Origin of the sequence: Bordetella genomosp. 11, assembly GCF_002261215.1 — a bacterium.
GTDB lineage: Bacteria > Pseudomonadota > Gammaproteobacteria > Burkholderiales > Burkholderiaceae_B > Bordetella_C.
The window spans coordinates 3,283,820-3,306,842 of the sequence record NZ_NEVS01000004.1; the positions used below are offsets into that span (position 1 = coordinate 3,283,820).

General features: G+C 67.1%; 22 protein-coding genes. 13 read left to right on the forward strand and 9 right to left on the reverse strand.

The features are described 5' to 3' along the window. Positions 1-11 precede the first annotated feature (11 nt). Entirely contained in the window at positions 12-1,505 is a 1,494-nt protein-coding gene (locus tag CAL28_RS22400) for an aldehyde dehydrogenase family protein (protein WP_094843386.1), read from the forward strand. 14 nt (positions 1,506-1,519) lie between these two features. Then, on the forward strand, positions 1,520-3,325 hold the full coding sequence (locus CAL28_RS22405; RefSeq protein WP_094843387.1) for a thiamine pyrophosphate-binding protein: 1,806 nt from the start codon (positions 1,520-1,522) through the stop codon (positions 3,323-3,325). A gap of 79 nt (positions 3,326-3,404) precedes the next feature. Here CAL28_RS22405 and CAL28_RS22410 read toward each other — a convergent pair whose 3' ends face one another. Next, a complete protein-coding gene (locus CAL28_RS22410; RefSeq protein WP_094843388.1) occupies positions 3,405-4,709 on the reverse strand; it encodes a citrate/2-methylcitrate synthase in 1,305 nt (434 codons plus the stop codon). Between the two features lie 138 nt (positions 4,710-4,847). Here CAL28_RS22410 and CAL28_RS22415 point away from each other — a divergent pair, with 138 nt between their 5' ends. The 5 genes from CAL28_RS22415 to dapA all read left to right on the forward strand — a co-directional run bounded on the left by CAL28_RS22415 (position 4,848) and on the right by dapA (position 9,623). After that, on the forward strand, positions 4,848-5,837 hold the full coding sequence (locus tag CAL28_RS22415) for a Bug family tripartite tricarboxylate transporter substrate binding protein (RefSeq protein ID WP_094843389.1): 990 nt from the start codon (positions 4,848-4,850) through the stop codon (positions 5,835-5,837). A gap of 79 nt (positions 5,838-5,916) precedes the next feature. Then, entirely contained in the window at positions 5,917-6,513 is a 597-nt protein-coding gene (locus tag CAL28_RS22420) for a hypothetical protein (protein WP_094843390.1), read from the forward strand. 11 nt (positions 6,514-6,524) lie between these two features. Continuing rightward, positions 6,525-7,532, forward strand: coding sequence for an ornithine cyclodeaminase family protein (locus CAL28_RS22425; protein WP_094843391.1), 1,008 nt, complete (start codon positions 6,525-6,527; stop codon positions 7,530-7,532). Between the two features lie 46 nt (positions 7,533-7,578). After that, positions 7,579-8,700: a cupin domain-containing protein gene (locus CAL28_RS22430; protein ID WP_094843392.1), complete on the forward strand. Its 1,122-nt coding sequence runs from the start codon at positions 7,579-7,581 to the stop codon at positions 8,698-8,700. Between the two features lie 17 nt (positions 8,701-8,717). Next, the gene (gene dapA, locus CAL28_RS22435; RefSeq protein ID WP_094843393.1) at positions 8,718-9,623 is read left to right on the forward strand and encodes a 4-hydroxy-tetrahydrodipicolinate synthase; all 906 of its coding nucleotides are present in this window, start codon (positions 8,718-8,720) and stop codon (positions 9,621-9,623) included. Positions 9,624-9,636: 13 nt separating this feature from the next. Here dapA and CAL28_RS22440 read toward each other — a convergent pair whose 3' ends face one another. The 5 genes from CAL28_RS22440 to CAL28_RS22460 all read right to left on the reverse strand — a co-directional run bounded on the left by CAL28_RS22440 (position 9,637) and on the right by CAL28_RS22460 (position 15,898). Continuing rightward, complete coding sequence (locus CAL28_RS22440; protein WP_094843394.1) at positions 9,637-11,001, reverse strand: MmgE/PrpD family protein; 1,365 nt, start codon at positions 10,999-11,001, stop codon at positions 9,637-9,639. A gap of 2 nt (positions 11,002-11,003) precedes the next feature. After that, positions 11,004-11,981: a tripartite tricarboxylate transporter substrate binding protein gene (locus tag CAL28_RS22445; RefSeq protein ID WP_094843395.1), complete on the reverse strand. Its 978-nt coding sequence runs from the start codon at positions 11,979-11,981 to the stop codon at positions 11,004-11,006. Between the two features lie 106 nt (positions 11,982-12,087). After that, the gene (locus CAL28_RS22450) at positions 12,088-12,990 is read right to left on the reverse strand and encodes a LysR family transcriptional regulator (RefSeq protein ID WP_094843396.1); all 903 of its coding nucleotides are present in this window, start codon (positions 12,988-12,990) and stop codon (positions 12,088-12,090) included. A gap of 14 nt (positions 12,991-13,004) precedes the next feature. Next, a complete protein-coding gene (locus CAL28_RS22455; RefSeq protein WP_094843397.1) occupies positions 13,005-14,231 on the reverse strand; it encodes a multidrug effflux MFS transporter in 1,227 nt (408 codons plus the stop codon). A 140-nt stretch (positions 14,232-14,371) separates the two neighbouring features. Continuing rightward, the gene (locus CAL28_RS22460) at positions 14,372-15,898 is read right to left on the reverse strand and encodes a UxaA family hydrolase (protein ID WP_094843398.1); all 1,527 of its coding nucleotides are present in this window, start codon (positions 15,896-15,898) and stop codon (positions 14,372-14,374) included. Positions 15,899-16,049: 151 nt separating this feature from the next. Between CAL28_RS22460 and CAL28_RS22465 the strand changes: the two genes are divergently transcribed. Next, a complete protein-coding gene (locus tag CAL28_RS22465) occupies positions 16,050-16,778 on the forward strand; it encodes a FadR/GntR family transcriptional regulator (RefSeq protein WP_094843399.1) in 729 nt (242 codons plus the stop codon). Between the two features lie 77 nt (positions 16,779-16,855). On the opposite strand, the gene CAL28_RS22470 is transcribed toward CAL28_RS22465, so the two are convergent. Further along, positions 16,856-17,437: a YceI family protein gene (locus tag CAL28_RS22470; RefSeq protein WP_094843400.1), complete on the reverse strand. Its 582-nt coding sequence runs from the start codon at positions 17,435-17,437 to the stop codon at positions 16,856-16,858. A 174-nt stretch (positions 17,438-17,611) separates the two neighbouring features. On the opposite strand from CAL28_RS22470, the gene CAL28_RS22475 reads away from it, so the two are divergent. The 3 genes from CAL28_RS22475 to CAL28_RS22485 are packed head-to-tail and all read left to right on the forward strand — an operon-like array spanning position 17,612 to position 19,851. Next, complete coding sequence (locus CAL28_RS22475) at positions 17,612-18,391, forward strand: amino acid ABC transporter substrate-binding protein (RefSeq protein ID WP_176464070.1); 780 nt, start codon at positions 17,612-17,614, stop codon at positions 18,389-18,391. A gap of 9 nt (positions 18,392-18,400) precedes the next feature. After that, complete coding sequence (locus CAL28_RS22480) at positions 18,401-19,081, forward strand: ABC transporter permease subunit (protein ID WP_094843402.1); 681 nt, start codon at positions 18,401-18,403, stop codon at positions 19,079-19,081. Beyond that, complete coding sequence (locus CAL28_RS22485) at positions 19,078-19,851, forward strand: amino acid ABC transporter ATP-binding protein (RefSeq protein ID WP_094843403.1); 774 nt, start codon at positions 19,078-19,080, stop codon at positions 19,849-19,851. Before CAL28_RS22480 ends, CAL28_RS22485 begins: the two co-directional genes overlap by 4 nt. Positions 19,852-19,953: 102 nt before the next feature. Here the strand turns inward: CAL28_RS22485 and CAL28_RS22490 are convergent, their stop codons facing one another. Beyond that, positions 19,954-20,658 (reverse strand): glutathione S-transferase family protein, encoded by a 705-nt coding sequence (locus CAL28_RS22490; RefSeq protein WP_094843404.1) that lies wholly within the window; start codon positions 20,656-20,658, stop codon positions 19,954-19,956. Between the two features lie 107 nt (positions 20,659-20,765). Between CAL28_RS22490 and CAL28_RS22495 the strand changes: the two genes are divergently transcribed. Further along, the gene (locus CAL28_RS22495; RefSeq protein WP_094843405.1) at positions 20,766-21,356 is read left to right on the forward strand and encodes a TetR/AcrR family transcriptional regulator; all 591 of its coding nucleotides are present in this window, start codon (positions 20,766-20,768) and stop codon (positions 21,354-21,356) included. 3 nt (positions 21,357-21,359) lie between these two features. Here the strand turns inward: CAL28_RS22495 and CAL28_RS22500 are convergent, their stop codons facing one another. Further along, entirely contained in the window at positions 21,360-22,346 is a 987-nt protein-coding gene (locus CAL28_RS22500) for an AraC family transcriptional regulator (RefSeq protein WP_094843406.1), read from the reverse strand. A gap of 129 nt (positions 22,347-22,475) precedes the next feature. Between CAL28_RS22500 and CAL28_RS22505 the strand changes: the two genes are divergently transcribed. After that, positions 22,476-23,015 carry a carboxymuconolactone decarboxylase family protein gene (locus CAL28_RS22505; protein ID WP_094843407.1) on the forward strand — a complete coding sequence of 180 codons (540 nt, stop codon included), beginning with the start codon at positions 22,476-22,478 and terminating at the stop codon, positions 23,013-23,015. Positions 23,016-23,023 lie beyond the last annotated feature (8 nt).

The window sequence follows — 23,023 nt, forward strand, 5'->3', positions numbered from 1 at the left end:
GAGCGCCAACCATGAACGCCATCGAAGACTCCCCCGACCTATCGAATCGCGTGGCGGCCGCCCTGCCCGGGCGGCGCGGCCTGTACTACGGCGGTGGATGGCACGAGGCCATGTCCGGGCGTCAGGCGCGCAGCGTGAATCCCGCCACGCAGGAGGACCTGGGCTCCTACGCGGTCGCGGGAGCGGAGGACGTCGACGCGGCGGTCCGCGCGGCTGCCGCGGCGGCGGCAGGCTGGCGCGCCACCTCGCCGCTGGAGCGAGGCGCACTGCTGCGCCGCGCCGCCGCCATCGTGCGCGAACATGCATGGGAGCTGGCGCTGATCGATGCCGCCGATTGCGGCAATCCGGTACGGCAGATGCGCGACGATGCCGTGATCGCCGCGACCCAGCTGGAGTACTTCGCCGGCCTGGTACTGGAACTGAAAGGCGAAACCATCCCCACCTTGAACGGCTCGCTGGACTACACGCTGCGCGAGCCGCTGGGCGTCGTGGCGCGCATCATTCCGTTCAACCATCCCTTCATGTTCGCCGCGGGCAAGATCGCCGCGCCACTGGCCGCCGGCAACCCGGTGATCGTCAAGCCGCCGGAGCAGGCCCCGCTTTCCAGCCTGCGCCTGTTCGAATTGATCGGGCCGGTCTTCCCTCCCGGTGTACTGAATTGCCTGACGGGCGACCGCGAAACCGGCGCCGCGCTGGCCGCGCACGAGGGCGTCGCGGCCGTTGCGCTGATCGGCAGCGTGAATGCCGGCAAGGCCGTGATGCGCACCGCGGCCGACGGCCTGAAGAAGGTCCTATTGGAACTGGGCGGCAAGAATGCCATGGCGGTCTATCCCGACGCCGACCCCGAAAAAGCCGCCCAGGGCGCCGTGCGCGGCATGAACTTCACCTGGTGCGGCCAATCGTGCGGATCCACTAGCCGCCTCTTCCTGCACGATTCGGTGCATGACCGCATACTGGACCGCATCGTCGCGTTGACCGCCGAGCTGCATCGCCCCGGCCTGCCCACCGATACGCGCACGACCATGGGCGCGCTGGTCTCGCGCGAACAGATGGACAAAACCCTGTCCTATATCGCCTCGGCCACCACGGAAGGCGCCCGCGTCGCGCATGGCGGGCGCCGCTGCGACGACCCGGCCCTGCGCGCCGGATATTTCGTCGAGCCCACCATCCTGGCCGATGTGACGCCGGCAATGCGCGTGGCACGCGAGGAAATCTTCGGCCCGGTCCTATCGGTGTTCAAGTGGTCGGATGAAGATGCCCTGCTCGATGCGGTCAACGGTGTCGAATACGGACTTACCGCGTCCATCTGGACCCGCGACCTGGCCACGGCGCATCGCGCGGCGGCACGCGTGCAGGCCGGCTATGTATGGATCAACGGATCGTCCAGCCATTTCATCGGCGCGCCTTTCGGCGGCTACAAGCTATCCGGCATCGGCCGCGAGGAGTGCAAGGAAGAACTGCTGGAATTCACGCAGATCAAGAACGTCAACGTCACCCTGGACTGAGGTCCGCACCGCCCATGCCCACGAAAAACGATCACGCCACCCCACGCTGGGGCAGCGACTACCTGGCCGTCCTGATGCGCCACATCGGCCTGGAATACGTCGCCCTGAACCCGGGCGCCAGCTTCCGTGGCCTGCACGACAGCCTGGTGAATTACCTGGGCGATGACGCGCCGCGCATGCTGACAGTGCTGCACGAGGAGCACGCGGTGGCCATCGCGCACGGCTACGCGAAAGCCGCCGGCCGCCCCATGGGCGCCATCCTGCATGCGAATGTCGGCCTGATGCATGGCTCCATGGCCATCTTCGACGCCTATTGCGACCGCGTGCCGGTACTGGTCTTCGGCGCCACCGGGCCCATCGATACGGCGCGGCGGCGTCCCTGGATCGATTGGCTGCACACCTCCAAGGACCAAGGGGCGCTGGTGCGCTCCTTCGTCAAATGGGATGCCGAGCCGGCATCGCTGGAGGCGGCGCGCGACGCGGTGCTGCGGGCGCGCCAGATAGCGACCACGCTGCCGCAAGGCCCGACATACGTGTGCTTCGACAGCGCCTTGCAGGAAGCCGCCTGCGCCGACACGCCGCCCTTGCCACCGCTGCGGCGCTACGAGGCGCCGGTACGCCCCGGCGTATCCGACCGCGCGGCGAAGACCGTCGCCGCCCGGTTGTACGAAGCGCGGCGGCCGCTGATCCTGGCCGGGCGCGTATCGCGCGACGAAGGGGACTGGCACCGCCGCGTGGCGCTGGCGGAGCACTGCGGCGCCGCGGTCCTGACGGACTTCAAGGTAGGCGCGGCCTTTCCGACATGCCATCCGCTGCATCGCGCGGCGCCGGGCTACTTCATGGCCGAGGCCGGCCTGGCGGCACTGCGCGAAGCGGACGTCATCCTCAGCCTGGATTGGGTCGACCTGGCCGGCACGCTGCGCTCGGCATGGGGCGCCGATGCCGTACCGGCGCACGTCATCCAGGTATCGCTGGACCAGACATTGCACAACGGCTATGGCGGCGAACATCAAGGGCTGGCCGGAACCGATACCTATCTGATGTGCGATCCGGACGAGTTCAGCGGGCAGCTCCTGGATGCGATGCGGGCGCTGGGCCGTCCGCGCATGGCGCCGCCGACGTCGACGGCACCGCATACCATGCCGCGCGACGGCGCCGGCGATCCCGGCGGTGCGGACGATGCCGCTTCGAATGACGGCGCGAACGACAGTATTCCCATGACGGTATTCGCCAGGACCATCAGCCGGCATCTGGAACGCCATGCGCCCGCGTGCCTGATCCGCACCAACCTGGGCTGGCCGGGCGATGCGCATCCGTTTTCCCATCCGCTGGATTATCTGGGCTATGACGGCGGTGCCGGCGTCGGCTCGGGTCCGGGCATGTCCGTCGGCGCGGCGTTGGCGCTGAAGGGCGGCCCCCGCCTGCCGGTCGCCGTGCTGGGTGACGGCGATTTCCTGATGGGGGTTACGGCGTTCTGGACAGCGGTGCGCTATGACATCCCCTTGCTGGTGGTGGTGGCGAACAACCGGTCCTTCTTCAATGACGAAGTCCACCAGGAGAAAGTCGCCGTGGTTCGGGGACGACCGGTAGAGAACAAATCGGTCGGACAGCGGCTTGAAACCCCGGAAATCGATATCGCGGCCATGGCGCGCGCGCAGGGCGCCTGGGCCCGGGGAGCCGTGCGCACCCGGGACGAACTCGAACAGGCCCTGGCTGAAGCGATTGCGGCGGTGCGGGCCGGCAAGGTCGCCGTCCTGGATGTACGGGTCGGACGCGAATATGCGCCGGCGATGGCGAAGGCGTTGACCCGTGGCGATTAGGATGGGGCGCGGCTTGCGGACGCGCCGCCTTCATCCGGGAAAAGCGAGGCATGGCGCCCTTTCCCGCCGCGCGGCGTGATCACGAAGGCCCGATATAACGGGCCCGCGGCCGCACAAGAAATCCCGCCAATCGCTGCTCCAGCGCATGCGCCACCCACCCTGCCGCGCGGCCGACGGACATCAGCGCCCCGGGCGCGCCCGGCGGCGCCGCCAGCACGGCGCACAGGACCGCCAGGGCCATGGGCAAGTTGGCTCTCAATCCGAGTTCCTCCTGCGCCCGATCCACGCAGCGGAGCGCCGTCTTGCCGCGCGCCGCCACCGGGTTGATCTCGCGCGCGAGTTCCAGCAGCAGCGTGGCACGGGGATCGCCATCGGGATAGAGCGGATGCCCGTAGCCCGGCACCGGGCTTTTGCGCGCCAGCAACCCCTTCAGATGGTCCAGGTAAGCCTCCGGCGTCTTCGATTGCGCCAAGGCCGCCTCCGCCTGCTCGCATCCCAAGCCCGTCAGCATGCCCTCGAATGCCCCCAGCGCCGTGGTCACGCAAGAGAATAAATCGGCCCCGGCGGAGGCCGCGATGCGGGCCGCGAAGGTGGCCGGCGCCAGTTCGTTATCGGCGCTGAGGATCAGCGCCGCATCCAAGATGCGCAGATGCGCGGGCGCCGTCTTGATGCCCAGCTTGTCCGCCAGCACCGCGGCAATGGACTGCGGCGCGTCGTTCAGCACATAAGCGGGTTTCGCGGCCAGCAACCCCGTCGCCGCCGCCATGGCCTGCGTCAGCTGGCGTGCCGCCAGCGTCGGCGCGCCCAGCGTCAGCTCGGGATTGCGGCCCAGGCTGGCCGCGTAGGCCTCCACCGCGACCGACAGCAGGCGGCGCGAGTGATTGCGCGCCGCGACCTGCGCAATACCGTCGGCCAGGGCCTGGAAGCCCGCTCCCGGACGCGCCGGCTGCCACACGACCGGCGCATCGGGCAGCACCCCATTCCACAACAGCTCGGTGCATTCCTCGAACGAACGATGGCCATGCACCAGGTCGGCCGCCGACTTGCCCCGATAGCGCGGGCCATCCGGGCCGATGGCGGTGATCGATGTCTGCATCACGGCGTTGCCGCCCCAGCGGATCATGCGTTCGCCGCTGGCGCCCGCCGTCGATCTTCCCCGGCCGCGCGCGCCCAGGGCGTCCAGGTCTTCCACGTAGTACAGGTTGCCCCTGCCGCCCACGGCCGGAACGACGCGTATCCAGCCACGGCTGACGTAGGCGTAGAGGGTCTGCATCTTGATGCCCAGGCGTTCGATTGCCGTACGGGCGTCGACCAGCGTACCGGCCTGGCCGGGCGCGTGGTCCTGGGGGCCGGATGCGGCAGCCTTGCTGCGGGTTTTTGCCATGCGGCGGCTCCGGTATGTACGAGAAGGCAGAGGCTGCCGGTTGAAGTTGATTGATTGTAAATCAATCTATACATACATTGATTTGAATTCTACGATGACGGCGCAGTATCAGAAAATCAATAACCCCTGGAGACAAGCATGTTCAACCGCCACGCCCTCGCGTCGAAGCCCGGCCGCTGGAGCGCCGCGCTGGCCTTGATGGTGGCCCTGGCCGGCACCTGCCACGCCGCTTATCCCGAGCATCCCGTCACGCTGGTATCCGCCTTTCCCCCCGGCGGCAGCACGGACGTGATCGGTCGCATGCTGTCGCCCAAGCTGGGCGAGATCTTCAAGCAGACCTTCATCGTCGAAAACCGGGCCGGCGCGTCCGGCAACATCGCCAGCGAATATGTCGTGCGATCCGCGCCCACCGGCGAGGTCATCCTGATCGGCAACAACACCATGACCGTCAACGCGGCACTGGGCGTCAAGCAGAACTTCGACTTGCTGAAGGACCTGACCCCCATCGCCGCGATCGCCGAAACGCCCGTGGCCCTGGCGGTCAATAGCAAACTGCCGGTCCATAGCGTGCAGGAGCTGATCGCCTACGGCAAGGCGCATCCCGGCACACTCAGCTTTTCATCCTGCGGCACCGGCACCGCGCAGCATTTCGCGGGTGTCGAATTCGCGCATCGCGCCGGCATCGACATGGTCCACGTCCCCTACAAGGGCTGCGCGCCGGCGCTTACCGACGGCCTGGGCGGACAGGTGCCCGTGATGTTCAACGCCATCTCGAACATCGATCCGCAGCTCAAGAGCGGCAAGATCCGCCTGCTTGCCGTGGCGACGCGCAATCGCGTTCCCTTCCATCCCGACGTACCGGCCATCGCCGAAATGCCGGGTTTCCAGGATTACGACTTCGCCGTGTGGCTGGGCTTCTTCGTCACCGCCAAGACGCCTCAACCCATCGTCGACAAGCTGCGCACCGAGATCCTGGCGCTGGCGCGCGGCAAGGAAACCCGCGATGCCCTGGCCCAGCGCCTGTTCGTGCCCATGGATATGGACGGCCCGCAATTGAAGCAGCAGATCGCCCAGGAGCTGGTGAAATGGAAGAAGCTCGCGGACGAATACCACATCACCATCGATTGACGTTACCGGGCCGGTCCACGGCCGCACACCGGCGCGGCCGGCCCTTGCCATGCTGTATCCAACCCTATCGAGCACATCGATGAGCGCATCGATCCCCCGCCTGCAACTCGACGATATGCCGCCGGACCTGGCCGACTACCTGGCGCCGCGCGTGCGCCGGCTGGGCTACCTGGGCGAACTGTTCCAGGTCGGCGCCCATGCGCCCGACGTGCTGTTGACCTTCATGCAATTCACCGAGGCGCTGAAGAACGCCTTGCCCGACAGATTGGCGGAAACCGCCGTCCTGACGACGGCCACGCTGATGGAAAACACCTACGAGCGCAACCAGCACGAACGGCTATGCGTGCGCCTGGGTTTCGGGCGGGAATGGATAGGCCAGGTCGAACGGCTGGAGCCGGCCCTCGCCGGCCATATGTCGGAAGCCGAGCGCGCGGTACAGGCCTACGTCATGGCCGCGCTCGCCACGCGCGGCCTGCGGGCACAGGCCGAGTTCGACCGCCTGGCCGCGCTGCTGCCGCCCGCCCAGGCCGTGGCGGTAGCCATGCTGGTCGGCCGCTACGTCACGCATGCCCTGATCGTGAACACCTTCGGCCTTATGCCGCCCGTGCCGTCCATCTGGGAGGATGGCTTCGGCCTGCCCGCGCAGGACGCCATACCCGGCACGCTTTCGCAATAACAGGAACGACGATGAACGCAGAACCCGTCTGGATCACCGAATCGCAGGTTACCTCGCTGCTGACGCTGGCCGAAGCCATTCCCGCGCTCGAGGGCGGCCTGTGCCTGCACGCGCGCGGCGAGGCGGCCAGCATGCCGAAGACCATGCTCCAGTTCGGCCACAACAATCTGCATGCGCTGGGCGCCCGCCTGGGCGACTATGTCGGCACCAAGACGTGGGCGCATACCGAGGGCGGCACTTGCCCGCTGCTGTTGCTGTGGCATGCGGCGGACGGCCAATTGGCCGCCGTGATCGAAGCCTTCGCGCTGGGCAATCTGCGTACCGGCGGCACGACCGGCCTGGCTACCGACTGGCTGGCGCGCCCCGGCGCGCGGGTGCTGGCCATGGCCGGCACCGGCAAGCAGGCGCTGTCGCAAGTGGCCGCGGTGCTGGCGGTGCGCGATATCCACGAGGTGCGTGTCTACAGCCCCACCCCCGCCAGACGCGAGGAATTCGCCGCCCGCATCGAAAAGGAATTCGCCGATCGCGCGGTAGGCGCGCGGGCTTGCGCCAGCATGGCCGCGGCCTGCGACGGCGCCGACATCGTCACGCTGGCCACGCGCGCGCGCGAACCGTTCCTGGCGGCGGGCATGCTGGCGGCCGGAAGCCACCTGAATGCCATCGGCGCCATCGCGCCGGACCGCGAAGAATTCCACCAGGATGTCTTCGACCGCGCCACCGTGGTGGCGGTGGACGATCCCTCCAGCGCGCGCACGCTGTCGCGTGAATTTCGCACGCGCTACGGCGAGAACTGGAGCGGCGTGCAGACACTCTCCGACCGCATTCTGCGCGGCGAGCGCCGCCCCGGCGACGCCGACACGACCGTATTCAAGGCCATGGGCATGGGTATTTCCGATGTCGCCCTCGGCGCGGAAGTGCTGCGCCGCGCGCGGCAGCAGGGCATGGGCCGCCCCATGCCGGCCCCGGTACGGAGCAAGCCCAGGTTCTTCGCGGCCGCGCCGGCCCCGCGGGCGAGCTGACTTCCCTTCCCCTTTTACGCATACCGATATCCACGGAGACCGCATCATGAGCGAATACCATCGCGACTTTGCCCGCGTCAACGGCAGCTTCATCGACTGTGGCGGGCAACCCCCGGCCTCGCGCAATACGCAATGGGCGCCCATCGTCGTGACCAAAGAGGAAATCGACGCCGAGGTCCAGCGCCTGGCGTCCTTGCCGATGCCGCCGTCGGGCCGTCGCGAATCCCTGATCGTGCATCCCTCGGCGCGGGATTTCGCGCCCGGCATGGCGCCCGGAATCCAGGTGCGGCTGTCGGTGCTCAAGCCGGGCGAACGCACCGAACCGTTCCGGCACAACGCCACCGAAGTCAACTTCTGCATCGGAGGCCAGGGCGTGACCGAGGTGGGCGGCCAGCGCATCGCCTTCAGGCAGTACGACGTGTGGAACCACCCCAGCTACACGCACTACAGCCATTACAACGATGGCAAGGACCTGCAAGTGCGGCTGACGTACTCCAACGTGCCCCTGCTGCAGTTCATGGATATCTACGTCGCCGATGCGGCGGCGCCCCAGCCCGCCGGCACAACGGCAACGCCGGCCAGGGCGGCCGAGGACGACCCGCGCCGCCGCAACCCCTACGGCATGTTCCCCATCACGGACGACGGCGGCCTGCTGATGCCCTATGAAACGCTGATCAACCCTACCGCCGTGGAGTCGCGCCCCCTGCACTTTGCCTGGGACAAGGTGAAGCCGCAGCTGGACAAGCTGGAAGCACTGGGCAAGGAATACATCGGACGCCGCCTGTACATGTACTACAACCCGGCGACCGGACGCTTCAACGGCATCACACCGAATTTCTTCGCCACCATGACGATCCGTCCGCCCAAGATCATCGATCGTCCGCATCGTCACGTGTCGGCCGCCATCAATTACTACTTCTCGGGCAGCGGCTACAGCAGCGTGGCCGGCAACCGCTATGAATGGAAGGCCGGCGACCTGATGCTGTCGGCGCCCGGCTGGGCGGTGCACAACCATGCTTCGTACGATGACTACGTGTACGAACTGACGGTGCAGGACCAGCCGCTGAATATCTATATGGAATCCCTGCTGTGGCAGGAAGACCTGCACCACCCCGCCGTGGTACTGGGCAAGCAGGAAGGATTCATGACCAACCGCAAGGCGGCCTGACGCGCCCGGAGCACCGAATGATCAATCTGCAGAAGGACACCCTGCGCGGGTCCATTCCCCCCATCGTGACGCCTTTCCGGGATGGCAAGGTGGATTACGACCGGCTGGCCGCCCTGATCGATTTCCAGGCCAGGAACGGGACGCACGGCGTCCTCATCAACGGCACGACATCCGAGCCCTCGACGCTGACGGTGCAGGAACGCAACCAGGCGGTCAGCGTCGCGGTGGAAGCGGCGCGCGGACGCCTGCAGGTGGTCGCCGCCACCGGGTCGCAGTCGCATGCGGAAAGCGTGGCCCTGAGCGAACATGCCGCCAGGGCCGGCGCGGACGCGCTATTGCTGGTGACGCCCTACTATGTGCGGCCGCCGCAACGCGGCGTGGCGGCCTATTTCATCGATATCGGCCAGCGCGTCGACATCCCGCTGATGATGTATCACATCCCCGGACGCACGGCCTTCAAGACCGACCTGCGGACGCTGGAAGACATCGCGCAGGCGCTGCCGCATTTCGTCGGTATCAAGCACGCCGTGGACGATCACTCCTTCGTGACGGAAATGCTGCACCGCTTCGGCCCGGAGTTCCGCGTCTTTGTCGGGCTGGAGGAATTTACCTTTCCGATGATGTGCCTGGGCGCGGGCGGCACCATGAATGCCGTGGCCAACGTGGCCCCACGCGAGGTCGCCCAGCTGTGCGATCTGGTCCGCGCCGGACGTCTGGAAGCCGCGCGCGAACTGCACTACAAGTTGTTCGAGCTGATGAAAATGATCTTCTGGGACACTAACCCGATCCCGCTGAAATACCTGATGAAGCGGCTGGGCCTGCTGGAACGCAACGAGCACCGCCTGCCCATGGTCCCCGCGACACCCGAACTGGAACGCCGCATCGACACCCTGATCGATACCCTGGAGTTGAAAGCAGGCTAAGGCACGTGCCGGGTCAGGCAGTCGCGCCCAGGCGCGCGAGCTCGCCGGCATCGGCCAGCCCGGCCACTTGCCAGCACGCATCCGCCAGGCGTTGCGCCTGTTCGCGTTGCATCACCTCCGCGGCCAGGCCGTGGAACTTGTCCTCGAGATCGGCGTCGGTCATGGGCCGCGCCAGCGTGCCCAGCGCTTCGGGCACGTGCCGGTCCAGCTCGCGCCCGTCCTTCAGCACGATGCGCACGCGGCCTTCCAGCTTGCGCATATGGGGATCCAGCGTCGTCGTCACCCGCTTGCGCAAAGCGATTACCCGCGGATCCAGCACGGATTGCGTACTGAACTGCGCTTCGCCGGCGGCGCCGTACACCAGCGCTGCCGCCAGGGCGTGGTACACGCTGAACTTGCCTTCCAGCCCGGTGGCCGGCTCGGTCTTGGCGGTCAGCTCCAGTACCAGGGGCCCCACGGTGGCATGCACGGCTTCGATCTGCGACGGCTGCAGCGCATATTCCTTGCGCAGTTGCAGGCAGGCATCGATGACCGCATGCTGGACCAGGCCGCAGGCGAACGGCTTGTACATATTGCGCATCAACTCGTACTGCCCGCCCAGGTTGCCGGTGATGACGTCGGGGTCGAAGCGGTCGGACATGACATGGCCGAAACCGCGCCTGGCCTCCAGCGCGCGCGTCGAGCTGGTATAGCCCTGGCGGGCCAGCAGCGCCGCGCCCAGTCCGTTCTGCGCCGCCTTGCCCGGATGCAGGCTTTTGCACATGCTGCCGAACATCTCGCGCAGGCCGGCGGATTGCGTGGCGGCAATGCCCAGCGCCCATGCCATGCGCTCCTCGTCCAGATCCAGCAGCTTGCCTGCCGCCGCCGCCGCACCGAACACGCCCGCCGTGCCGGTGATATGCCAGCCGCGGTCGTAGTGTTCAGGAAACACCGACAGGCCGATGCGGATTTCCGCCTCCACGCCCAGCGCATAGGCATGCACCAGGTCGCGGCCGCTGAACTTTCGCCATTCGCACAGCGCCAGCACGGCCGGCAGCACCGGCGCGCTGGGATGCACCGCGCGATAGTGCGTATCGTCGAAGTCCAGCACATGCGAGCTGATGCCGTTCAGCAGCGCCGCATGCAGGATATCGGCGCGGTCCGGCCGGCCCACGACCTGCGCCTGGGGCGCGCCGAAAAACGGGCGATACGCGTCCAGCGCTGCCTGCACGGTGGCGTGACGCGCCGCGCCCAGCGCGCAGCCGTACCAGTTGAGCAGGCCACGCGAGGCCTCGTGCACCACCTCGGCGGGCAGGTCCTCGTAGCGCGAGGCAGCCAGATAGCGGGCGAGGATGCGCGTGACTTCCTGTTGGCTGGGAGAAAGCGGAGAAGTGGTCATGGTCAATCGATGTGGATGTTCGCCGCCTGGATGATTTTGGCGAACTTGCCGGTCTCGGCGTGAATGAAAGCATCCGCCTGCGCCGGCGTGCCGGACTGCACGGCGGCCCCCTGCTGGCGCAGCGCCTGCCGTACCTCCGGCGATGCCAGCACCGCGTTAAGCGCGCCGTTCAGCTTGACGACCACGTCGTCGGGCGTACCGGCAGGCGCCAGCAGCGAGAACCACGTCCCGGTATCGAATCCCGCGACGCCGGCCGCCTGCATCGTCGGCACGCCGGGCAGATCGGGGTCGGGCCGCGCGCTGGTGATCGCCAGCGCGCGCAGGCGGCCGGTCTTGACCTGCGGCAGCACCGAGAGGGCATTGGCGAACATCATGTCCACCTCGCCCGACATCAGGTCGGTCATCGCCGGCGCGGTGCCGCGGTAAGGCACGTGACGCAGCTCGACCCCGGCTTCGTGCGCATACATCTCGGCGGTCAGGTGCGGCGAGCTGCCGTTGCCCGTGGATGCAAAGGTCAGGCTGTTGGGCTTGCTCTTGGCCAGCGCGGTCAGCTGGGCCACGGTGGTGACGGGCACCTTGGTATTGACGACCAGCAGGAAGGGCACGGACGCCATCATCCCGATCGCGCGGAAATCCTTCTCCACCCGGAAAGGCAGATTGGTGTACAGCGACTGGCTGACGGCGATGGACGATGGCGCGGCCAGCAGGGTGTAGCCGTCCGGCGCGGCGCGCGCCACCGTGGCCGCCCCCACGTTGCCGCCCGCGCCGGAGCGGTTTTCGACGATCAGCTGCTGTCCCAGGGACGTGGAGAGCCTGGCGGCGACCAGCCGGGTGACGATATCCACGCCGGCGCCGGGCGGGAAAGGCACGATGACGTGTATGGGCTGATCGGGATAGCCGGCGGCCTGCGCGGCGGCACCGCAGGCCAGGAAGACCATGCACAATGCCGCGCGCAACAGGGCGGCGATACGGGTATTCATGAAAGCGTCTCCTCGCGCGCCCCTGGGCGAGGCGTCGATCGAAGGATTACAGCAGCGGCCGGCCGCCCGGGCAACGGGCAACTTCGTTTGAACTCATAGGTACAGCTTATGAATCGCGCGGCGGCACCTCGTGCCACGCCGTGTCCCGCAGCATCTGGCGGAAGCGCTGCGCGGCTGGCGACAAGGCATGGTCCACATGGCGGCACAGGCAGATTTCCCGCGTCGGGCGTGGCCCTCGCAAGGGGCGATGCACCAGTCCGCGCAGGTTCAGCTCCGGCAAGGCGATTTCAGGCACGATGGTGACGCCGAAACCTGCCCGCGCCATGCTTAGCGCGGTCACGGTGTTCAGGACTTCGTGCTCGGCCTGTTTGTCGATGCCGTTGTGCGCGAAGCCTCCGCGGATCAGGTCGGCCTGCGCCTGCAGGCCGATCAGGGATTCGTCGGCGAGCTCGCGCCATTGCAGCCCGCGGCGCCGCGACAGCGCGTGGCCGCGCGGCAGCACCGCCACCAGCTCGTCGTCGAAAAGGTGTTCCATCACCAGCGATTCATGGGCATCCAGGCGCGAACAGACCGCCAGGTCCACCTCGTAGTTCAGCAGCAGATCGGCGATGTGCGGCGTGCGGGCCTCCCGCAGGCGCAGCCGGACCTCCGGATAGCTGCCGTGGAAACGGGCCAAGGCCTGGTTGACCAGGCCCAGCGCCAGCGACGGCAACACCGCCAGCGAGAGCTGCCCCTGCTTCAGGCGCGTGATGGCGCGCGCATTGTTGCAGGCATTGTCGATTTCCAGCAGGCCGCGCCGCATCTGCTCGCGCAGCTGCATGCCGATGTCGGTAATGCGCACGCGACGGGTGCTGCGATCGAACAGCTTGACGTCCAGCGCGGTCTCCAGATCGCGGATCAGCTGCGAAAACGCCGGCTGGGTCATGCCTATCCGTTCCGCCGCGCGGGAAAACGACAGTGAATCGGCCGCCGCCAGGAATCCTTCCACCTGCCGCAGCTTGATACGCATGGGGCCTCCGCCGGTCAGTGTTGCAGCGAGGTAGCGCCCCAGCGCCGCATCGCCAGGAAAACCATCAGGGACAAGGCGCAGAAGACGGCCATGCTGCCGGTCACCGCCACGACCCCGAGGCTGGGGAAAAAGCGGCTGACCATGGCGCTGGCGAAGGCACCGATCCCCATCATGAGGGCGTTCATCATGGCCGACGCGGCGCCCGCGATTTCGCGCAGCGGCTGCAACGCGCCTTGCTGCGTGCTGGGCGTGATCAGGCCATAGCAGAAGGTATTCACGATGAAGAACGGCATCAGGTTCCATGGCGTGATCACATGCGCCAGCGTCATCGCGAGCATGATCAGCGCCGAACACAGGGCCACCGACAGCCCGATCCGGATAAGACGGTCGCCCGCGACGTGCCCCGCCAGGCGGCCGCTCAGGAAAGAGGCCAGCATGATGCCGGCGGCCGTCATGGCGAACAACAGACCGAATACCTGCGGGGATACGCCCAGCGCTTCCATCAGTACCAGGGACGCGCCGGTCACATAGGCGAAATGGCTGCCGAACTTCAGCGCGCAGATCATCATATAGCCCAGGGCCGCGGGCTTGCGCAGCAGCGCCAGATAGGCGCCGGCCACAGGCGCGGCGGGCGGCCGCTGCGCCTTGGGATGGCGCAGGCGCGGGGCGGATTCTTCCAGGCTTAGCCAGACCACCGCCAGCATGGCAAACCCGGCGATCGTCATCATGGCGTAGATCCAGCGCCAGTTGCCGATATTCAGCAGCACCGCGCCCACCGAGGGCGCGACCATGGGGGCGATGACCCGGATGATGGCGATGTGCGAGAGAAGTTCGCGCACCCGCGTGCCCTCGAAGTGGTCGCGCACCAGGCTGATCGCCAGGACGCCCGCCGCGCCGGCCCCGGCGCCTTGCACCAGCCGCCACCCCAGGAAGGTGGAGATCGAGCCGGACAGGGTGCAACCGGCGGCACCCAGCGCGTACAGCGCCAGGCCGAACAGCAGCAGGGGACGCCGGCCCAGCCGGTCGGAGAGCGGCCCATACACCAGCGGCGCGGCGGCGAAACCCACGAAAAAAATGCTCAGGCTCATCGCGACCCGGGCGGCGTCCGTGTTCAGGTCGCGGGCCACCGCGCCGAAGGCGGGCAGCCCCACGTCGATGGACAGCGACGCGAAGGCCGTCAGCACGCCGCAGAACAGGATGAAGGCAAAGGAATGGGGAGAAATGCGCAGTCGCGGAGTCATCGGCGTGAAATGCGCCCCGGCGGATGGGGCGCCGGCATTATTTCACACCCGGCGCGTCGTCTCCCGGGACCGGGCGGGCCGTCCGGCGCCGCCCGCCAGCCGGCAAGGCCGGGCGCCGCGCCCCGCCGCGACCATTCCGATCACATCTGGGCGCCTATCATCCACGGCACGAACTCCTCGTCGCCCACGCCCAGCGCCTCGCTTTTGCTGCGGGTGCCCGACGCCACATCGACGATGGCGCGGAGGATTTCCTCGCCCTTGCGCGCGACGGTGGTCTCCCCTTCCATGATGTCGCCGCAATTGATGTCCATATCGTCGATCATGCGGCGGTACATCTGGGTGTTGGTCGCCACCTTGATGGACGGGGCCGGCTTGGCGCCGAAGCAGGATCCCCTGCCGGTGGTGAATACCACCAGGTTCGCGCCGCTGGCGATCTGGCCGGTCGCGCCCATGGGGTCGTAGCCGGGCGCGTCCATGAACACCAATCCGTGCGTATCGACGGGTTCCGCATAGCGGTATACGCCCATCAGCGGGGTCGAACCGCTCTTGGCAACCGCGCCCAGCGACTTCTCCAGGATGGTGGTCAGGCCGCCCGCCTTGTTGCCGGGGGTCGGATTGTTGTCGATGCTGCCTTTCTCGCGTTCGGCATACGACTCCCACCAGTGGATACGCTCGACGATCTTTTCCCCTACCTCCGGTGAAATCGCCCGGCGGGTCAACAGGTGTTCGGCGCCGTAGATCTCCGGTGTCTCGGAAAGAATCGCCGTGCCGCCATGCCGGACCAGCAAATCCACGGCGGCGCCCAGCGCGGGATTGGCGGTGATGCCCGAATAGCCGTCCGAGCCGCCGCACTGCAAGGCCACCACCAGGTGCGACAGCGGCAAGGGTTCGCGCCGGACGGCGTTGGCGGCGGGCAGCATGCCCTCGATGGCGGCGATGGCGGCGTCCACGGTCTTCTGCGTGCCGCCCAGTTCCTGCATGACCAGCGGGACCATCATCGGGCCCGGCTCGATGCCGCCGGTCATGAACATGGCGCCCATCTGGTTCGCCTCGCAGCCCAGTCCGATCACCAGCACGCCGGCGAAATTGGCATGCTTGGCAAAACCGCCGATGGTGCGCCGCAGCTGCTGTATGCCTTCGCCGTTGTGGTCGATGCAACAGCCGAAGCTGTGCGTCAGCGGCACCACGCCATCGACGTTCGGGTACGCATCCAGCCTGCCCGGCGCGGCGAAGTGCTGCGCGACGCGCTTGCTGACGGTCGCCGAGCAGTTCACGGTACTGATGACGCCGATATAGTTGCGGGTGGCCACGCGGCCATCGGCCCGGCGTATGCCCTGGAACGTCAGCGGCGCGTCGGCCGGGGCGACGGGCCTGACGTCCTCGCCGAAGGCATAGTCGCGCTCGAATTCGCCGATGGAGACATTGTGCGTATGGACGTGGTCGCCTGGCGCGATATCGCGCGTCGCGAAGCCGATGATCTGCCCATAGCGGTGTACCGGATCGCCGGCGCGCACCGCCCGCAGCGCCACCTTGTGCGCGGGGGGCACATCGGCGCGCACCGTCACGCCGCCGGCCTGCGGCAGCTCGGTGCCGGCCGAAAGGGCGCGGCGGGCGATCGCGACGTCGTCGCGCTCATGCAGCAGAATGATGGGGGACAGGGCATCCAAGGCGGTCTCCTCGATATTTGGTCAGCGGCCGCGGATCGCCGCGGGCCGAGCCATCATGGGATAATCGCCACAAGCAGCGCAAATTGGTCGGACCAATCGCCGCGGCGCGCCACGCGCCTTCAGCTCGCGCGCGAACCCCAGGAATCCCGGCATGCCCCGCATCACGCCCGCATCGAGCGCCCTGCAGCACGCAATGCAATCGCTGGAACGCCTCGTCCTGGAACATGGCCTGGACGGACGCCCACGGCTGCCCCCGGAACGCGAACTGGCGCAACGCTTCGGCGTGTCCCGCACGACCGTCCGCGCGGCCATCCAGCGGCTGGTCTCGCGCGGCATGCTGCAGACCCGCCAGGGCAGCGGCGTCTTCATCGCCAGCGACAGGCCCGCCGCCGCCGCGGCACCCTGGCCGCCCGCGCCCTGGCTGGGCCTGGTGGACGCGCAGCCCGCGCTGCGCGCCGATACGCTGGAATTCCGCATGGTGTTCGAATGCGCTGCCGCGCGCTTCGCGGCGCAGCGGGCCGACGCGCGCGAGCGCCGCGAACTGGCCGGCACCGTCGGCAACATGCGCAAGGCGGTGCGCGACGGCGATGTGGCCGCCGAGGCAGCCGCGGACACCGCCTTCCACGCCCAGTTGGCCGGCGCCTCCCACAACATGATGCTGGGCCGCTTCTACGCCAACGCCATCGCCTCGTTGCGCGAGCACATCACGCGCAACACCTACGATGCCGGACGCGATGCCGCGCTGGCCGCGCGCCGCGCGCTGGAGCGCCTGCGCCAGCACGAAGCCATCTGCGAGGCGATCCTGCGGCAAGCGCCCGACGACGCCGCGCTGGCCATGCGCCAACATATCGAATTCGTCGGACGGCAGTTCCAGGCGTGATGCCGGGGTCGCGCCGCTGCAGGCGTGACGCGACGGCCGCCCCGCGACGGCGGCGGTTCGCCGCGCGTTCCTGGCCGCTATTGGCGGATGCCTTCGGCCTGGATATGCAAGGTCGTTTTCATGAAGAAGCCATAGTCCTTGCCGGACGACACGCCGTAGTCGCTACGGTCGAACGCCGCCGTCGCCTCCGTCCCGCACACTTCCTTCTTCAGGATGGGGTTCTGGTAGCACTTGAACGAGAGCAATTTCAACGTGAGCGGCCGCGACACGCCATGCAGGGTGAAGATCCCGTCCACTTCCACCGGCTTGCCTGCCTCGAAGCGAACGCGATTTCCTTTGTAGGTGGCGGTGGGAAAGCGCGCGACATCGAAGAAATCTTCCGCGCGCAGATGTTCGTCCAGTTTGGCGTTGCCGGTGTTGATGGAAGCCATGTCGATGGTCACCTCCACCGTGCCGGTCCCCGCCTTCGCATCCAGCACCACGGTGCCGGCGGTCTTATCGAACTTGCCGCGCCAGATGGATGCGCCGCCGAAATGATCCGCCTCGAAGCTGGGATACGTATGATCCGGGTCCAGTTGGTAGGTCACCGGTTCGGCCAAAGTGGCGACCGGCAGCAGGACGGCGGCGATCGCCGCCAGTGACGAAGTCAGGAAGCGCATGATGGGCCCTCGCGAGGAATGCGTGCCAAAGTGGAATGCACGGAGAAGCGCCGCCTCATTTCCACGGCGCGTATTGATACGTCCCTTAATTTTTTGTGAAAAAATAGCCAGCCTGTTAGAGTCTCGGACGTAATCTTAACCGTCCCTCTTTCAGATTCGTGTATGGAGATCGAGATGAAGCGAATTTTTTCCGTCCTGCTCGCCGGCCTGCTCAGTGCTGCCGGGGTGACGCTCGCCCATGCCCAGGATGACCTGGCACGAATCAAATCGGCCGGCGTCATCAAAATCGGTACCGAAGGCACTTACGCCCCTTTCAGCTATCACGACGCCTCGGGCCTGACCGGCTTCGATGTGGAGATCGGACGCGCCATCGCCCAGCGCCTGGGCGTGAAGGCGGACTTCGTCGAAGGCAAGTGGGACGGCCTGATCGCGGGCCTGGACGTCAAGCGCTATGACGCGGTCATCAACCAGGTCGGCATCACCGACGCGCGCAAGCAGAAGTACGACTTCTCCGACCCGTACATCGCGTCGCAAGCGGTGCTGATCGTGCGCGACAACAACACCGCGATCAAGTCCTTCGACGACCTGAAGGGCAAGCGGTCGGCCAATACGCTGACCAGCAACTTCGGCAAGCTGGCCCAGAAGTACGGCGCCGAGGTGGTCCCCGTACAGGGCTTCAACGAATCCATCGAACTGCTGCTGTCGGGCCGGGTGGACGCCACCATCAACGACAACCTGTCCTTCCTCGACTTCAAGAAGCACCGGCCCGATGCCAAGGTGAAAATCGTCGCCAGCGACAAATCGGCGGAATTCAGCGAATCCGGCGTGCTGCTGCGCAAGGGCAATCCCGACCTGGTCGCCGCCGTCAACAAGGCGCTGGCCGACATCAAGGCGGACGGCACCTACAAGAAGATATCCATCAAATACTTCGGCACGGACCTCTCGGCAAAGTAAGGACGCATCGTGCCGGCCTGGCTGCAGTTGATGGCGGATTCGTTCTGGCCCTTGCTCAAGGCAGGGCTGGAATTCACGGTCCCATTGACCCTGATTTCGTTTTTCGCGGGGCTGCTGCTGGCCTTCGCGGTGGCGCTGGTGCGCCTGTTCGGTCCGGCACCCGCCGTGGCGGTGGTGCGCTTCTATGTCTGGCTGATCCGCGGCACGCCGCTGCTGGTCCAGCTGTTCGTCATTTTCTATGGACTGCCCAGCGTCGGCATCGTGCTGGACCCGCTGCCCGCCGCGCTGATCGGCTTCACGCTGAACGTGGGCGCCTATAACTCCGAGGTCATCCGCGCGGTGATCGAGTCCATACCCAAGGGGCAGTGGGAAGCCGCCTATTCGCTCAGCATGACGCGCTGGCAGGCGATCCGGCGGACCATCCTGCCGCAGGCCGCGCGTGTCTCCGTGCCGCCCTTGTCCAACTCGTTCATCGCGCTGGTCAAGGACACCTCGCTGGCTGCCGTGCTGACCGTGCCGGAGATCTTCCAGGCCGCGCAGCGCATCGCCGCGGTCACATACGAGCCGCTGATTCTCTATACCGAAGCCGCGCTGATCTACCTGGTTTTCAGCACCGTGCTGTCGTCCGCCCAGGCGCGCCTGGAAAAGCGTTTCGGCCGGCACGCGGTCTTCGCGGAGACATCGCAGTGATCCGCCTGTCGCATATCCACAAGCACCTGGGCCGCCTGCACGTCCTGAAGGACGTCGGCATCGAAGTGCCGGAAGGCAGTGTCACGGCATTGATCGGGCCTTCGGGCAGCGGCAAGAGCACGCTGCTGCGCTGCGTGAACCTGCTGGAAGTCCCCGAATCGGGGGAACTGGAACTGGGCGACGCCCATATTGCTTTCCGGCCCGGCGTGCGCACGCCCTTCGATGCGATACAGAAGGTGCGGCGGCAAACCGGCATGGTGTTCCAGAACTTCCAGCTGTTCCCGCATCGCAATGTGCTGGAAAACGTCATGGAAGGCCTGGTCACCGTTCAAGGCTGGCCGCGCGAACGCGCGGCCGCGCGCGCGCTCGAACTGCTGGAAAAAGTGGGGATGCGGGACAAGGCCGATGCCTGGCCCGCTACCCTGTCCGGCGGCCAGCAACAGCGCGTCGCCATCGCCCGCGCCCTGGCGCCGTCGCCACGGGTGTTGCTGTGCGACGAGCCCACATCCGCCCTGGACCCCGGCCTGGCCAAGGAAGTGGTGGACGTGCTGCGCCGCCTGGCGGCCGAAGGCATGACCATGCTGATGGCCACGCACGACCTGCGCCTGGCCGCCAGCATCGCCCAGCAGGTCGTTTTCCTGGAGAACGGCGTCGTGGTCGAAGCCGCCTCCGCCGAAAGCGTATTCACCCGGGCGGCGGACCCGCGCACCCGCCAGTTCGTCGCGACGCTGACCGAGGGCCTGCCGCAAGCCTGGACGGCCCGGCCGTAAAGCGGATGGACCCCGCCGCGCGGCGCCGACGCGCTGGCGGCGCGCCGGACACTTGATCACGCGAAAGCGCATCCGTCCCGCACGCGGCCGCGCGGCGGGCCGTCAGGCCTGCGCGGGATAGTTGGAGGGAAACAGCGCGCGCTGGGCTTCTTCATCCCGCTCCATCTTGAAGGGCACTTCGGCCCCCACCTTGCGCGCCCGCGCCACCGCGGGCCGCGCATCGATGGCCTGGAACCAGCGCGCGATATTGGGATAGGCCGCCAGCGGCTCCTGCGCGCCCTTGAGCACGCGAGAGGCGCGATCCACCCACCCCCAGGCAGAGATATCGACGATCGTGTATTCGCCGCCGACGATGAAGTCCCTGCCCGCCAGCCTGTCGTCCAGCACGCGATAGTGCCGCTCGGCTTCGCGCCGGTAGCGGTTGACCGCGTAGTCCAGGCCGGCGGGCGCGGCATGCTGGAAATGCACGGCCTGCCCGGAAAACGGCCCCAGTCCTGTGCCGATGAAGAACAGCCAGGACAGCATGTCGGCCCGGTCCTGGGGCTGTCCGAGCAGCATTCCCGTCTTTTCCGCGAGATACAGCAGGATCGCGCTCGAATCGAATACCGTCGCCGGCTTGCCTGCCGGTCCGTCCGGGTCGACGATCGCCGGGACCTTGCCGTTCGGGTTGATGGCGCGGAATGCCGCATCGTGCTGCTGCCCTTTGGCCGTATCGACCGGGACGACCTCATAGCGCAGCCCGGTTTCTTCGAGCATAAGGGCAACCTTGGCCGGGTTGGGCGTGGGATGGAAATAGAAGCGGATCATGGGACGAAGGTCCTTCTGTATCGACGGGGCGGGTTTGTGTTTTAAATCAATCGTTCTAAAATCGTCAACGACAATAAAAGCGCCACGCCGGCGCGGGGATGCGATCCATGGGCCGCCCACGGGAATTCGACGAACAGCAGGCGCTGGACCAGGCGCTGCTGTGCTTCTGGCAGCATGGCTACGAGGCGACATCGGTGCGCGATCTCGCCGAAAACATGAACCTGACCGGTGCCAGCCTGTACAACGCCTTCGGCGACAAGCGCGCCCTGTACCGGCGCGCGCTGGAGCGCTACGTCGAAATCAGCATCGCCGACCGTATCGGCCGCCTGGAATCCCGCAAGCCGCTGGCGGCGATCTCCGGCTTTTTCGCCGAACTGATCGAACGCTCGCTGAAGGACCCCGGCCACAAGGGCTGCATGCTGGTGAACGCCGCGCTGGAGATGGCCCCGCGCGACCCCGAATTGCGCACGCTGGTGGCGACGGTGCTGCGACGCATAGAAGCGTTTTTTCTCCACTGCGTGCGGGCCGGGCAGGACGATGGCACGATCACGCGGGCGCAGCCCGCGGCAGACCTGGCCCGCATGCTGCTGGGCGTGCAACTGGGCTTGCGCGTGCTGGCGCGATCGCGTCCGGAGCCCGCGCTGCTGCATGGCATGGTCCGCGCCGCCGTCGCGTCGCTCGGGCCCGCCGAAGCCTGAGGTTCAGTCCTCCGGCGCGGCGGATTCTTCCGCGGTCGTGCGCGCGCGCGACAGGCGGCGCCATTCGCCGGGCGTCATCCCCATCCACTGCGTGAATCCGCGCCGGAAAGCCGCCACGGACTGATACCCCACGGCTTCCGCCACCGATTCCGTGGTGGCCGATGGCCGCTTCAGTTCATTGGACGCCAGGCTCATGCGGACGTCGGTCAACAGATCGTAGGCGGAACGCCCCAGCCGCTCCTGGAAGTGCCGCATGAACGTCGCGCGTGACATGCTGCACTTTTCGGCCAGTTCCGGCAGCGTCCACTGCCGGGCCGGGTCGTTGAAGATCGCCGATAAGGCGGGCGCGAGGCGGGGATGGCCGGCCAGCGCCAGCAAGCCTTTCGGCGCTTCCTCCGAATGGCTCGCCACCCGCAGCGTAAGCGTGAACAAGGCGGAGGACAGGGCATTCAACATGGCCCGCCCGCCCAGGGTATCGCCGGCGGTCTCCCCGCGCATCAGGCGAACGAGTGCCGCCAGTTGCGCGGAGGGCTGGTCCGCGCCGGCGGTTCCATCCATATCGGTGGCGCGCACCACCACTTTGGTCGGCAGGTAGCCCTGGATCAGGCGATCGTGAGGCGGCGCGATGAAAAAGCGGCCGCACAGCATATCCAGCATGCCGGCGTCGCGGCCATTTTCGCTGAGGGTCAGGCTGCCGGCGTGCTTCTGGTAGGACGCAATGGGTGCGCGGCCGCTGCCGTCGTGCAGGATATGCGCCGACCCGTGAGGCAGCATGATGATGTCGCCAGCGCCAAGCTCGCGCACCGTTTCGTCTTCCGGATCCTCCAGGATGGCCACGCCATGCAACACCACGTGATACGGGATCTCGCGGGCGGCGGCATGCCCGAATGCGATGCGCCAGGGCTCGCCGTAGGCACAGCGGATCTCCAGCTGGCCGGTGACCTCGATCATTTCAAGCAACCTGCTAAGCCAGTCGAGCGAACCGGACATGGAAACCCCGTTATCGTCATCGTGATCCTAATGAGCATTTTATTGAGCATTCATAGACTCGGCAAGATCAATGCATGCGCCTAAAGTGAGGACTCCTAACCACACAACGTCTTCCCAAGGAGTTACACCATGAGCCGCATCGCCATCCCCGCCATCGAGTCCGCAACCGGCGCCACCGCCGAGGTCTATGCCCAAGTCAAGAAAGCCGCCGGCGGCAGCATCCCCAACCTGTTCGCGACGTTGGGCTACCTGGCGCCGCGTTCGCTGTCGGCCTACCTGAACGCCGAAGGCGCGTTGAGCGGCGGCAGCCTGAACCGCAAGGACCTGGAAACCATCAAGCTGCTGATGAGCGAACTGACCGGTTGCGATTACTGTGTCGCGGCGCACTCGATGCTGGGCAAGCTGGCCGGTTTCGCACCGGAGACGCTGCGCCAGATCCGCGCGGGTGAGCCCACCGGCGACGCCAAGCGCGACGCGCTGCTGCGTTTCGTCCGACTGATCAAGCAGACCAGCGGCACCCTGCCCGCCGCGGAATTCGATGCCATTCGCGCCGCCGGCTATACCGAAGCGCAACTGGCCGATATCGCCCTGGCCATCTCTTTGATCACCTTCACCAACACCTTCAACCGCATCAACGATACCGATGTGGATTTCCCGCCGGTGAAGTGAGGCGCAGC

What these genes read in the sequence shown, in the direction of transcription:
- CAL28_RS22400 (WP_094843386.1), top strand. Translation starts at nt 12, where the DNA reads ATGAACGCCATCGAAGACTCCCCCGACCTATCGAATCGCGTGGCGGCC.
- CAL28_RS22405 (WP_094843387.1), top strand. Translation starts at nt 1,520, where the DNA reads ATGCCCACGAAAAACGATCACGCCACCCCACGCTGGGGCAGCGACTAC.
- CAL28_RS22410 (WP_094843388.1), bottom strand. Translation starts at nt 4,709, where the DNA reads ATGGCAAAAACCCGCAGCAAGGCTGCCGCATCCGGCCCCCAGGACCAC.
- CAL28_RS22415 (WP_094843389.1), top strand. Translation starts at nt 4,848, where the DNA reads ATGTTCAACCGCCACGCCCTCGCGTCGAAGCCCGGCCGCTGGAGCGCC.
- CAL28_RS22420 (WP_094843390.1), top strand. Translation starts at nt 5,917, where the DNA reads ATGAGCGCATCGATCCCCCGCCTGCAACTCGACGATATGCCGCCGGAC.
- CAL28_RS22425 (WP_094843391.1), top strand. Translation starts at nt 6,525, where the DNA reads ATGAACGCAGAACCCGTCTGGATCACCGAATCGCAGGTTACCTCGCTG.
- CAL28_RS22430 (WP_094843392.1), top strand. Translation starts at nt 7,579, where the DNA reads ATGAGCGAATACCATCGCGACTTTGCCCGCGTCAACGGCAGCTTCATC.
- dapA (WP_094843393.1), top strand. Translation starts at nt 8,718, where the DNA reads ATGATCAATCTGCAGAAGGACACCCTGCGCGGGTCCATTCCCCCCATC.
- CAL28_RS22440 (WP_094843394.1), bottom strand. Translation starts at nt 11,001, where the DNA reads ATGACCACTTCTCCGCTTTCTCCCAGCCAACAGGAAGTCACGCGCATC.
- CAL28_RS22445 (WP_094843395.1), bottom strand. Translation starts at nt 11,981, where the DNA reads ATGAATACCCGTATCGCCGCCCTGTTGCGCGCGGCATTGTGCATGGTC.
- CAL28_RS22450 (WP_094843396.1), bottom strand. Translation starts at nt 12,990, where the DNA reads ATGCGTATCAAGCTGCGGCAGGTGGAAGGATTCCTGGCGGCGGCCGAT.
- CAL28_RS22455 (WP_094843397.1), bottom strand. Translation starts at nt 14,231, where the DNA reads ATGACTCCGCGACTGCGCATTTCTCCCCATTCCTTTGCCTTCATCCTG.
- CAL28_RS22465 (WP_094843399.1), top strand. Translation starts at nt 16,050, where the DNA reads ATGCCCCGCATCACGCCCGCATCGAGCGCCCTGCAGCACGCAATGCAA.
- CAL28_RS22470 (WP_094843400.1), bottom strand. Translation starts at nt 17,437, where the DNA reads ATGCGCTTCCTGACTTCGTCACTGGCGGCGATCGCCGCCGTCCTGCTG.
- CAL28_RS22475 (WP_176464070.1), top strand. Translation starts at nt 17,612, where the DNA reads ATGAAGCGAATTTTTTCCGTCCTGCTCGCCGGCCTGCTCAGTGCTGCC.
- CAL28_RS22490 (WP_094843404.1), bottom strand. Translation starts at nt 20,658, where the DNA reads ATGATCCGCTTCTATTTCCATCCCACGCCCAACCCGGCCAAGGTTGCC.
- CAL28_RS22495 (WP_094843405.1), top strand. Translation starts at nt 20,766, where the DNA reads ATGGGCCGCCCACGGGAATTCGACGAACAGCAGGCGCTGGACCAGGCG.
- CAL28_RS22500 (WP_094843406.1), bottom strand. Translation starts at nt 22,346, where the DNA reads ATGTCCGGTTCGCTCGACTGGCTTAGCAGGTTGCTTGAAATGATCGAG.
- CAL28_RS22505 (WP_094843407.1), top strand. Translation starts at nt 22,476, where the DNA reads ATGAGCCGCATCGCCATCCCCGCCATCGAGTCCGCAACCGGCGCCACC.